Consider the following 11,799-nt stretch of genomic DNA (forward strand, 5'->3'; position numbering starts at 1 on the left):
ATAATTGTTGGTTATGGTAACCATATAAGGCACATCAAATTTTTTACGATCTAAATGATTGCAGACTTTCGCTACCCTGCATCCGCTTTATATACTTGATTATTTCACCCAACTTGCACCATGAAAATGAATTTCCGGAAATGGTCATAGCCACATTGAGGACATTATTAATCATTTGTAGTGATCGTTAAACATCTTTCGCAAACTTTTCGATGTTTTGCTTTTTTCCTTACCCTCTTCGTTTCATTCCTTTCTGCATTCATTAATAGACGATCTATCTTGAATAATGCGTATAACTTCCACCTAACAACTGTATTGGATGTTGTTACAGTTGAGAAAGATTAGATTTATCTTAAGTCCGATCTTATTTTCAAAATATAAAGGAGAATTCTTCATTCCCCTGTTAAAAGGCCTAATGGTATAAGTCCCTTTTCATCTTAACAATTGCCGCTTAAAAAAGATTGGTTGCTGCATTGATGTTAGTATAATATCTACAACAAATAATTAAAAGTACGCACTTTTTTATTATATAATGTTTAAAAATATACTTAGTATACTTTTATATACCATATGGGGTTGTGAGATTTTCAATTAGAGGATTTAAAATAAAAAGATCTTCGTTATTTACGAAGATCTTTCAAAATTGCCTTGGAGTCATTATTTAAATAATAGTTTTATCGACTCATGATAAATAATGGAATATCCTTGGGTTCACGACTCTTTGTAATGTTTTGCTTACTGCTGACTCTTTGCCCTTGTCGTTTGCACAGTCATTTATCAAAGCTTTGCGAATTGGTTTATAACGGGCGATATACACATGTATCAACATGAGGCTAATTAATATAAGCAAATATTAAGCTTTATTATTTAGAAGGATTTGCTTTCGGTAGTATAAGCGACCTATCTATACCAGATGTTTCACAAACATAGGACGCCTCCATAATAGCTGATGGATCTGCTGCTAAAACGACACTTTTTAAATTGGAAAAAAGAAACCTGTTCGTAATACAATAAATAACCTTCTTTCTTTCCCTTAAAAAAACCGCCTTCTCCATATAAAAATGTGATGCTGATATTTAAATGACTGATAATGCTATCTCCAACTTCATCAGGTTTTTCTGAAATGATCATGACAGATTTCCCATGATTTAATCCATCTAAAACATAATTAATCATTTTCGTCACTATATAAAAAACAGCCAGAGAAAGCATGGCCTGTTCCAATGTATAGACAACCGCCGCAATCGTAAATATGAAAGCATTTACGACAAATAAAAATGAGGCAATCGGAAATCGATAGTGTTGGTTAAACCAAATCGACAGCATTTCAGTGCCATCTATTGCACCGCCAAATTTTACAACGATTCCTATCCCAACTCCTAAGATTACCCCACCGTATTAAACAATTAATACTTCAGATTTAGTAATAGGAGGAATCGATTTAAATAGTACTAAACCAACGGTAGTAATAATATTTGCATATAGAGTTCTAATGACAAAGGTTTTACCCACTTCTTTAGCTGTAAAAATTAAGATAGGAATATTTAAGCCCAAAAATACAACATAAATCGGGATTCCCCATAAAGCATTGGCCATAATCGATAACGCTGTTACACCACCATCTACTAGCCCGTTTGGTGCTAACATCGTTTCTAATCCCATAGCAACGATTGACGCCCCCAAAGTTAAAAAAACATACTCAACAATTTTTTTCATCATCTCACCTGAAAATATGTATTATTCTTGATTCCTTACTATAAAACAGTACAGCTAAAATCCTTTACAACACAGGAATATTATTTACCTTTTTCCAGAATGTACTCCTTTATTTCCTTTATGAACTGGATCATTGCAAATAAAAAGACCACAAGTCTTGACTTATTAAAAGTCTACTTGTGGTTTTTAATCCCCTCTTTTTAGAATGATTGCTATTTAATAGACGCACTTTTATTGGCAGGAGTATCTATCACATTCTCCATATAGTTTTTACCCCATTCATACATGGAATCGAGTATTGGCATTAAGCTTTTTCCTTGTTCGGTCAATGAATATTCTACTTTTGGAGGAACAACAGGATAGACTTTTCGTTCAACAATGAGGTCTTCTTCTAGCTCGCGTAATTGGTTAACAAGCATTCGTTGAGTAATGCCCGGCATAAGAGCCTTCAGCTCACCAAATCGCTTCGTTCCCTCTTTTCCTAAATGCCACAAAATCAGCATTTTCCATTTACCGCCAATAACATAAAGCGTTAATTCTTTTTCACAGTTAAACATTTTGTCCTGCATACGTGACATTTGTTTCACCTCCATTTCTATATAGAATAACACATAGTATACTTTTTAACACTATGTAAAAATAAAGTGCGTACTTTCATACTTTTAATATACACATTATACTAACACTGTACCATTGTTAACAAGAGCATTGGTTACAGTTGCCAGGAGCAACGAAAGTGAACAATGGGCATTATTACTACTGTGCAACAAACTTAATAAATTATGAGGAGTGAAACATAGATGGAATTACAATTAGCATTAGATTTAGTCAACATTCCAGAAGCAATCGAATTGGTAAAAGAAGTAGAGGAGCATATTGATATCGTAGAAATCGGAACACCGGTTGTGATCAACGAAGGTCTTCATGCTGTAAAGGCAGTAAAAGAAGCATTCCCTAACTTAAAAGTATTAGCAGACCTGAAAATTATGGATGCTGCTGGATATGAAGTGATGAAAGCTTCCGAAGCAGGTGCTGATATCATCACTATTCTTGGAACGGCTGAAGATATGTCGATTAAAGGTGCTGTAGAAGAAGCGAAAAAACAGGGTAAAAAAGTCCTTGTCGATATGATTGCGGTAAAAGACCTTGCTGGACGTGCTAAAGAAGTGGATACTATGGGCGTGGATTATATTTGTGTTCACACGGGCTACGATCTTCAAGCAGTCGGAAAAAATTCTTTTGAAGATCTACAAACCATCAAAAGTGTGGTTAAAAATGCTAAAACGGCCATCGCAGGCGGCATTAAATTAGAAACACTTCCAGAAGTCATTAAAGTAAATCCAGACCTTGTCATTGTAGGCGGCGGGATTACTGGACAAGCTGATAAAAAAGCTGCTGCTGCCAAAATGCAACAAATGATCAAAGAACAAACGGTTACAGAAGGTTAATCCTAAGATGCAGACGACTCAATATTTAGCAGAAATCTTAAAAGAGCTTAATCATTCAGCTGACTTAATCGCAGATGAAGAAGCTGAAAAACTCGTCAACGGGATACTTGAATCGAAAAAGGTTTTTGTCGCCGGTGCAGGCAGATCAGGATTCATGGCCAAATCCTTCGCCATGCGGATGATGCATATGGGAATTGATTCTTATGTAATCGGTGAAACTGTAACTCCCAACTTTGAAAAAGAGGATATCTTAATCATCGGATCCGGATCCGGGGAAACAAAAAGCTTAGTCTCCATGGCTGAAAAAGCAAAAAGCATTGGTGGTAAAATTGCAACTGTCACGATTTTCCCTGATTCCACTATTGGACAGTTAGCAGATATCACCATTAAATTGCCTGGATCCCCGAAAGACCAATCAGAGGGCGATTATAAAACCATCCAACCAATGGGCTCATTATTTGAGCAGACCCTTTTACTTTTTTATGATGCCGTCATCTTGAGATTCATGGAGAAAAAGGGATTAGATACCAATAAGATGTATGGCAGACATGCCAATCTTGAATAAAACATAGTCCTAAGAATGTAATAACCAAAAGACCGCAAACATACTAAAGAAACTTTGCGGTCCTTTGGTTAGTCTTTAAAACATTATTTTGTTATTATTAACAATTATTCTAAAATTTTTTAATAAGGAATGATAGCATGATTTCATTAAAAGGAAAAACTGCTTTAATTACTGGGGCAGGCAGAGGAATCGGGCGTGCTACTGCGATTGCTTTAGCAAAAGAAGGAGTTCATTTAGGATTGATTGGATTAACGATGTCAAATCTTGAAAAGGTAACCGCGGAACTAGAGCAATATGATGTGAACGTTTCAGCAGCAACAGCAGATGTAGCCGATCTTGAAGCAGTTCATCAAGCTGTTGAACACATCAAATCAGACCTAGGTTCTATTGATATTTTAGTCAACAATGCAGGTATAGCTAAATTTGGCGGTTTTCTTGATTTAACTCCTGAAGAATGGGAAAACATCATCCGAGTAAACTTGATGGGTGTATATAATGTAACAAGAGCCGTTTTACCTGATATGATTGAAAGAAAATCAGGAGATATTGTGAATATGTCCTCAACTGCGGGCCAAAAAGGAGCACCTGTTACAAGTGCTTACAGCGCTTCTAAATTTGCTGTTTTAGGACTAACGGAATCACTCATGCTAGAGGTAAGAAAGCATAATATCCGTGTAACGGCTTTAACACCAAGTACAGTTGCAACTGATTTGGCCATTGAAACCAATCTTATTAGTGGAAATCCTGAAAATGTTATGCAATCAGAGGATTTAGCAGAGCTGCTTGTAGCCGGGTTAAAACTTCATCCAAGAGTCCTAGTAAAGACTTCAGGATTATGGTCAACTAATCCTTAATTTGAGAAGTGATCGACTCTTCTTGTCTATATTGGATAAGAAGTAGGAACCTAGTTGTAAAGTGTACCCTTTGTAAAGGACATTTTTAAAAAAAGGATTAGGCAGCCTAAAGAAGATGATCTCTGTTGTGGAGTGACCCCTGTCAAATAGACAGAAATAAAAAAGACCAATTAAGCAACCTGAGTTCTATATTGATATGGACTCAGGTTGTTTAATTTTTTCTGGAAGCGATGATGGTTATAGAATCGAATATACATACTTACAGCACCTCGAACCTCTTCAGAGGTACCGAAGGAGTTCATATAGAAACACTCCGATTTAAAGTGACTGAAGAAATTCTCCATACAAGCGTTATCCCAGCAGTTTCCCTTTCTTGACATACTGGATTGCATTTTATATTTTTTCAAATAGGTTATTGTATTGGTGGGAAGTGTTTTGAATGCTTTATCAAACGTTCCTTTAATATTACCCATAGAAAAATCCCCTCCATATATAGACAGATTAATGTGCTTTCTTTTTTCTGTCTACTAAAAGGGGATCATATCATTGTACAGGGGTCATCTTTTCTAATACTTCAAATCCTTCTCCAATCGAAGCCATCATTCCGTATTCAATTCCATTGTGGATTGAACAAGATCTTGTAAGCTAGATGTACCTTCAGCCCCGTATTTCTTTATTTCTTCAACAGCATTTGTATTTAGATCAAATGCTACTACATCATGTTTATGGTCAATTAAGTTCTTTCCTAAGTTTAGCCCCATTTTTCCTAATCCAATTAATCCGACCTTCATCATTAATCCTCCTTGAGTATTTCACCTATAGCGTAATGGATTCAAAGTATAATCATAATCTTTCTTTTACCACCATCTATAACCATCCTCTTCCAATAATTGATGAGCAGCTTCTGGTTAAGCAAAAGTTGCAGTACTAAAATACTTGCTTTATTATTTAGGGTATAGTATATTAATTGACACATCAACTATTGAGCTATCAATTATTTTGTCTAACGTATGAAAAGAGGGTGTTTCTTGACGAATTCATGTTCTAATGAATCTTTTATTTTATATATAATGAACTGCCTTAACAAACAGATAAGTTCAAAATTTGAAAGTTGTACGGGCATTAGTCAATCAAGACATGATATCTTATATCAGCTTTATAAAGTTGATGAAATTAGTCAAACAGCACTTCAAAAAGAGGTTAACATTGACAGTGCAGCGATTACCCGGCATTTAAAACAACTTGAAGCGACTGGAATGATTTTAAGACGCAAAGATCCGGAGGATAATCGATTTACTCTTGTCTGTCTTTCAGATCATGGTCGCAAACAGATTATTCTCTACCAAGCTGAAAAGGCTCGTTTTGTCACTTTGATGCTTAAAGATTTCAAAGAAGAAGAACGTCAAGAGTTAACAGATATGCTGACACGCATTCAAAAAAATATAAGCCAAGTCTAACACTTGATTCGTTACAATTTGAAATGAGAATAACTATAAATTAAACTACTAAAGTTAAAAAGAGGAGACTATCAACTATGACTACTACAGCACAATTAACAAATGATTTCAAAGAAATTGTCACTGGACGCCGCTCCATAAAAAATTACGACAAATCCGTAAAAATCAGTAGGGAAGAAATGGAGGAAATACTTACCTTAGCGACACTTGCTCCTTCTTCAGTTAATATGCAACCATGGCGTTTCCTTGTAATTGATAGTCCTGAGGGAAAAGCAACACTTGCACCTCTTGCTCGCTTTAACCAAAATCAAGTCGAAACATCTTCCGCAGTAATTGCCGTATTTGGTGATATGAACAATTTTGATAACGGCGAAGAAATCTACGGTAAAGCTGTAGATTTAGGGCTTATGCCTTTAGAAGTAAAAGAAAACATATTAGCCTCATTTGCTGGATATTTCGAAAAAATCACTAGTGAAGAGATGAAAGAGGTCGTTCTAGTTGATGGTGGTCTTGTATCCATGCAACTAATGCTTGCGGCTCGTGCTTATGGCTATGATACAAATCCAATCGGGGGCTATGAAAAAGACCAGATTGCAGAAGCTTTTGGATTAGATAAAGATCGATACGTACCAGTTATGCTAATTTCAATCGGTAAAGCAGCAGATAATGGCCATCAATCAGTTCGTCTTCCAATTGATAAAGTCGCACAATGGAAGTAATGTAATAAAGAATCCATTCATTAAATTTCAATCGAGTATGTTATTTTTACTTTAATTATATATTAAGTTTATTATGCTTAACAAAAGAGAGGATGACGTTTAATGATTATCATTCATGCCGTATTCAATATTAATCCAGCAAAACAAGATGCATTTCTAGAGGAGATTCAACCGCTAATCGTAGCTTCAAGAGCGGAAAGTGGAAATGTTTCTTACACTCTTCACAAAGCTACAGAAAAAGACAATGAATTTACAATGGTTGAAGTTTGGCAAGATCATCTGGCGGTTGCAAGCCATAATTCAAGTGAGCACTTCACCTCGTTTGTTGGTAAAGCTAAAGAATTCCTTTCTTCACCTTTAAATGTTAACGCATTTGAAGGACAACCATTAAAATAATGAGTTAAAATGTATGGGATTTCCTATATCCCATCTTATAAAACAAAGAGTTGCTGCTTCGGTAAAACAAGCTGCAACTCTTGTTTATTTCCATTCCATTTTCTCGGACATCACGCGCTTATTTGGCGTACATAATCTGTGTGACAATTAACCTAAAAAGTCGATCTCCTCTACGTTAAGGAATCGACTTTTTTTACTTATTCTTCTTAATGAACTAACGCACCCGTTAGTTTAAGTGTAATTCTTCACAATGTTTAATTACTTTATTTCACTTATTTTGTTAAGCACTAAAAATACTAATACCAGATACAACACAAAGCAATAACAGTAATAATAATCTTAACCAATCCATTGTAAGCCAAAAGTCTCCGCTAAATTTAAAATTATCCGTACCATACCTTACGATTGTGCCGTACCGTACCGTACCTTGCCCTACCAAAACATAACATAACATAACATAACGGAACGAACCGCACGATGTTGACCTATCTCATCAGCAATAAGGCGGTCACCCTTATTGGACGGTATTGGTATTGGCCTTACCGTTTCAACACTATATTTCTTCCCATACAAATTCACGCCAATTAGCCGTGATTAAATTCTTCTCTAAAACTACATTTTTAGATATTTGATTTACTAATGTACATATAGATGATAATATAAGTTCACTTAACCAAAATACATAATAGGTTAGGATTTACAATTTTTGAATGAATGGCGGTAAAAAATGAACATTAATTATAGATACAAGCGGATTATTTTTGCTCTTTTAATGGCTTTTTGTATGTCCTTTTTTATTACATTTATATTAGTCTCACTAAGTAATGGGTATAATAGTTTGTTTTTATCTACGTGGTTGAAAACTTGGTCACAGGCTTTTATATGGGCTCTTTTTGGTGCTTACTATTTTCCAGTATTAATACAAAAAATAATGCAAAAAATTAATTTTGTAGAAAGCGAGTAAATCTATTTTTTCTTCCCAATCGCTTTTGAAATAAGAAAAGGACAAGACATGTGAACGAGCTTCTACATTGTCTTGTCCTTTTTGTTATCTTTTCACTTCGTAATGTAGCTCAGCAAATTGATTAAAACGATTTATGCTCTTTAAAGGGTTCTGGTGCAAAAAATTTTAAACACTTGCAAGTAATCTCTCAATCTTGGACATACTGATACTATCAGTATAAAAAGGATGTGTATCGGTATGAAGAAACCAGCAGAATTCAAATGGAAGCATTATCAGCCTGATATTATCTTATTAACAGTAAGATGGTACCTACGGTACAACTTGAGCTTTCGTAATTTGGTGGAAATGATGGAAGAGCGTGGCCTATCGATGGCTCACACAACGATTATGCGTTGGGTTCATCAATATGGACCGGAATTAGATGAAAGAGTACGGCGTCATCTTAAGCCAACAAATGACTCTTGGAGAGTCGATGAAACGTATATCAAAGTAAAAGGACACTGGATGTATCTGTATCGTGCAGTGGATTCCGAAGGAAGCACGATTGATTTTTATCTCAGTAAGACAAGAGACAAACAGGCTGCAAAGTGCTTCTTCAAGAAAGCTATGCGGTCTTTACATGTTTCTAAACCTCGTGTCATAACAGTCGATAAAAATCCGGCATATCCTATAGCAATTGAACAGTTGAAAAAAGAGAAAAGCATACCTGACGGTATGCAACTTAGACAACAGAAGTACTTGAATAACATAGTGGAGCAGGATCATCGCTTTATAAAGAAGCGAGTCCGTTCTATGTTAGGATTAAAAACGTTCCAAACAGCCAAACAGATTATCTGTGGAATAGAGGTGATGCATATGCTGAAAAAAGGACAACTGCAACAAGGGGTGAAATCTGTCCAAAGCGAGATTGAATTCATACATAAATTATTTGGAGTAGCATCATAATTCATAAACGAAAAGGATATTGGGGATCTATGTTTCTAACAAATTATATTTGCACCAGAACCTTTTAGAGTAACAGTATCAGTATGTCAAAGATTTAGAGATTACTTGCAATCAATTTAATCTTTTTGCACCAGAACCATTTTCCCTTACTAGTGATCAGTCGTTTTATTACAAATACAAAGGCACATTTTTATGGTCGTTTATTAACATTTTTTTCACCAACCAAGCGCTGCCTATGACACCCGCATCATTACCTAATGTAGCAACAACTAACTCCACACCTTGCGCTACTCTCGGAAAAGCAAAACGGGTAAATTTCTCTTTCAATGGCGTCAATAACGTATCACCTACTTTCGAAACCCCGCCTCCGATAACAATTTTCTCGGGATTTAAGCCGTTTGCCAAATTGGCTAAAGCTAAACCTAAATGTAGGGTAACTTTGTCAATCACTTTGCTCGCTAACTCATCGCCATCATTTGCAGCTTCAAATACTTGTTTGGACGATAGTGTTTGATGTTCATGATACACAGCTCTCAATATACTCGGTTTATCGGTGAAGGATAATTCGTCAATCGCTAAGCGGACAATGCCTGTAGCAGAGGCTACGGTTTCAAGACATCCTGTTTTCCCGCAATTACAGCGTGTCCCCCCCTCCACAACAGAGGTAATATGACCAATTTCACCACCTGCTCCATTTACCCCATGTATAATCTCGCTATTGGCAATAATTCCGCCCCCCGACACCTGTCCCTAACGTCACACATAGTAAATCTTTCGATCCTTCTCCGGCACCTTTCCACATCTCGCCGATTGCCGCCACGTTAGCATCATTCTCAACAATGACAGGCAAAGATGTTTCCATTTCAAGGAGGTCTTTTAAGTGGAAGTTTTCCCAGCCTAAATTAACAGCCACATCAATGGACCCTTTTTCCAAATTGACCGGACCTGGAGCTGCAATCCCAATACCGATTAACTTCTGTTTGTTTTGGCCTAAATCATCCAATGTTTGATCGATCGATTTGGCTATATCAGTCGGAATATAATGCCCTTTCCCCTTTTTGTTTGTTGTTATTTCCCATTTGTGAATGATTCCACCATATTGATTAATAAACGCCACTTTAATAGTGGTACCACCTAAGTCCACACCCACTAACCATTTTTCATACATCATTATTCATCCTTTTTTCCTTTAGTTAAATGTTTCGCTTGCCATTTTCCTTAAGTCTTTTTATTTTTTATGCTTCCTTTTTAAACGCCCTCAAGGTGACAGGAGTCTTAGAGAAATAAAAGAGCTGCAAAGCTGTCTTCCAAAGCTCTTTGCAGCCTTTTTATCTCGTGTGTGGCTTTTTCATGCTGAACACGTACTTTTTAAAAATGATAGTATCCGTATATCCAAGTTAGATAAGTTTCTTGTCCTTTTTATGTTATAGGTTGACTGCCTTATGATTCTCCTCTTCCTCTTTACTTTCTTTTTTTTCATCAGGTAATGTAAGGAACTTAGTCATAACAGCACTTGCTAAGAATAAAATGGCGAAAATCCACATGACTCCCCCGACACCTAATGGACCAATAAAAATTCCAACAATAGTAGGCGCTATAAAACCACCTAATCCTCCACCTAAGTTTAGAACGGACATAGCCGCTCCTTTATCTTGAGTATCTAATGAAGTGACTAAAGCTGTAAGGGGAACATACCCAGCCACTGTTGCTCCACACAAACTCATTGCAAGTAACATCATGAAATAGTTATGTCCAAACAGTTGCGGGGTGTAATAAACGGCTAATGTTGCGACAGCACTCCCTACACCACCTATCCAAGCAATCGTCGTTCTCCAACCAATTTTGTCACCCAATGTTCCTATTATTAGATTAAAAATAATAGCTACAATAAATAAAGATCCATATAATTTAAGCCATTCACTCGTTGAAAAACCATACTTTTGAAGGTATGTCGGTAAGAAAACAGCAAATCCTACTAAAGTAAGGCCATTTATCGCTTTTACAATTCCACCAAGTGTGACTTTTGGATTTTTATACATAATGGTAATTCCTTTAAGAAACTCTGCTTTTGTGTTACCGCTACTCACTCTTTTTATATCAAACGTATCTCTATTGACAACCAGCGCTAATATCGCACCAATTGTCACGAAGATTAAACTAGTCCATAAGGTGTTAATATGGCCAATCTTTGGAAGTGCCAAACTAGAGTAAAAAGGGCCAATTACACTCATTCCAAGTGAGAACACAAACCAGAACCATCCCACTGCAGCTGCTAGTTTTGCTTGAGGAGTACGATAGGTAATCCAAACTAAAAAGCCAAAGGAAAACAATGGATACCCGAACCCTCTTATCAGATAAAAGGTTAACATTAGAGGATAACTAAATGGGATGACTCCTAAACAAATAAATAAGATGGACCCAATCGCAAACATACAAAAGCCTATCATCATAGTTCTCTTAGGTCCCAATATTTGCACAAAAACACCTGATAACCATGCCGAGATTGCTGTACCTATTCCATATACAGAAAACATCAGTGAAGCACTTTCTATTGAAAGTCCTCTCTCAATCATATAAGGAGAAATCCAACCTTGTTCCAATCCATCACCAATCATAAAAATAATAATGCCTATATACCCCCAGAATAAATTGGAGGGCATCCCTATTTTATCAATTATGTTTTGTTTCCCAGCTACATGGTTCATGTTTACACCTCCCATGCGTTATCGTTCATG

The 11,799-nt window shown here is 36.2% G+C and carries 11 protein-coding genes and 3 pseudogenes; 8 read left to right on the top strand and 6 right to left on the bottom strand.

Annotated features, from left to right (window positions below):
- Positions 1 to 863: 863 nt before the first annotated feature.
- A pseudogene (locus tag JFV29_RS30365) lies at positions 864 to 1,716 on the bottom strand (YitT family protein).
- Positions 1,717 to 1,928: 212 nt separating this feature from the next.
- The gene (locus tag JFV29_RS11395; RefSeq protein ID WP_201183558.1) at positions 1,929 to 2,294 is read right to left on the bottom strand and encodes a winged helix-turn-helix transcriptional regulator; all 366 of its coding nucleotides are present in this window, start codon (positions 2,292 to 2,294) and stop codon (positions 1,929 to 1,931) included.
- A gap of 222 nt (positions 2,295 to 2,516) precedes the next feature.
- On the opposite strand from JFV29_RS11395, the gene hxlA reads away from it, so the two are divergent.
- The 3 genes from hxlA (at position 2,517) to JFV29_RS11410 (ending at position 4,583) form a co-directional block, all read left to right on the top strand.
- Positions 2,517 to 3,164: a 3-hexulose-6-phosphate synthase gene (gene hxlA / locus JFV29_RS11400; protein WP_201183560.1), complete on the top strand. Its 648-nt coding sequence runs from the start codon at positions 2,517 to 2,519 to the stop codon at positions 3,162 to 3,164.
- Between the two features lie 7 nt (positions 3,165 to 3,171).
- Complete coding sequence (hxlB, locus tag JFV29_RS11405) at positions 3,172 to 3,729, top strand: 6-phospho-3-hexuloisomerase (protein ID WP_201183562.1); 558 nt, start codon at positions 3,172 to 3,174, stop codon at positions 3,727 to 3,729.
- A 137-nt stretch (positions 3,730 to 3,866) separates the two neighbouring features.
- Positions 3,867 to 4,583, top strand: a complete 717-nt coding sequence (locus JFV29_RS11410; protein WP_201183564.1) for a 3-ketoacyl-ACP reductase — start codon at positions 3,867 to 3,869, stop codon at positions 4,581 to 4,583.
- A 170-nt stretch (positions 4,584 to 4,753) separates the two neighbouring features.
- Here the strand turns inward: JFV29_RS11410 and JFV29_RS11415 are convergent, their stop codons facing one another.
- Entirely contained in the window at positions 4,754 to 5,056 is a 303-nt protein-coding gene (locus tag JFV29_RS11415; RefSeq protein WP_201183566.1) for an IS3 family transposase, read from the bottom strand.
- 150 nt (positions 5,057 to 5,206) lie between these two features.
- Positions 5,207 to 5,374: pseudogene (locus tag JFV29_RS11425) on the bottom strand (NAD(P)-binding domain-containing protein); the annotation flags it as partial.
- Between the two features lie 237 nt (positions 5,375 to 5,611).
- Here JFV29_RS11425 and JFV29_RS11430 point away from each other — a divergent pair.
- The 5 genes from JFV29_RS11430 to JFV29_RS11450 all read left to right on the top strand — a co-directional run bounded on the left by JFV29_RS11430 (position 5,612) and on the right by JFV29_RS11450 (position 9,064).
- Complete coding sequence (locus tag JFV29_RS11430; protein ID WP_201183568.1) at positions 5,612 to 6,040, top strand: MarR family winged helix-turn-helix transcriptional regulator; 429 nt, start codon at positions 5,612 to 5,614, stop codon at positions 6,038 to 6,040.
- A 77-nt stretch (positions 6,041 to 6,117) separates the two neighbouring features.
- Positions 6,118 to 6,759: a nitroreductase family protein gene (locus tag JFV29_RS11435; RefSeq protein WP_056529677.1), complete on the top strand. Its 642-nt coding sequence runs from the start codon at positions 6,118 to 6,120 to the stop codon at positions 6,757 to 6,759.
- Positions 6,760 to 6,861: 102 nt separating this feature from the next.
- Positions 6,862 to 7,155 (top strand): putative quinol monooxygenase, encoded by a 294-nt coding sequence (locus tag JFV29_RS11440; protein WP_056529674.1) that lies wholly within the window; start codon positions 6,862 to 6,864, stop codon positions 7,153 to 7,155.
- Between the two features lie 772 nt (positions 7,156 to 7,927).
- A complete protein-coding gene (locus JFV29_RS11445) occupies positions 7,928 to 8,119 on the top strand; it encodes a DUF2798 domain-containing protein (RefSeq protein ID WP_274606944.1) in 192 nt (63 codons plus the stop codon).
- Between the two features lie 237 nt (positions 8,120 to 8,356).
- A complete protein-coding gene (locus JFV29_RS11450; RefSeq protein WP_201183572.1) occupies positions 8,357 to 9,064 on the top strand; it encodes an IS6 family transposase in 708 nt (235 codons plus the stop codon).
- 168 nt (positions 9,065 to 9,232) lie between these two features.
- Here the strand turns inward: JFV29_RS11450 and JFV29_RS11455 are convergent.
- Positions 9,233 to 10,232, bottom strand: a pseudogene (locus JFV29_RS11455) (ROK family glucokinase).
- Between the two features lie 256 nt (positions 10,233 to 10,488).
- Positions 10,489 to 11,769, bottom strand: coding sequence for an MFS transporter (locus JFV29_RS11460; RefSeq protein ID WP_201183574.1), 1,281 nt, complete (start codon positions 11,767 to 11,769; stop codon positions 10,489 to 10,491).
- Between the last annotated feature and the right edge of the window lie 30 nt (positions 11,770 to 11,799).

The organism is Peribacillus sp. TH16, from assembly GCF_016651095.1.
In the GTDB taxonomy this organism is placed as follows: domain Bacteria; phylum Bacillota; class Bacilli; order Bacillales; family DSM-1321; genus Peribacillus; species Peribacillus butanolivorans.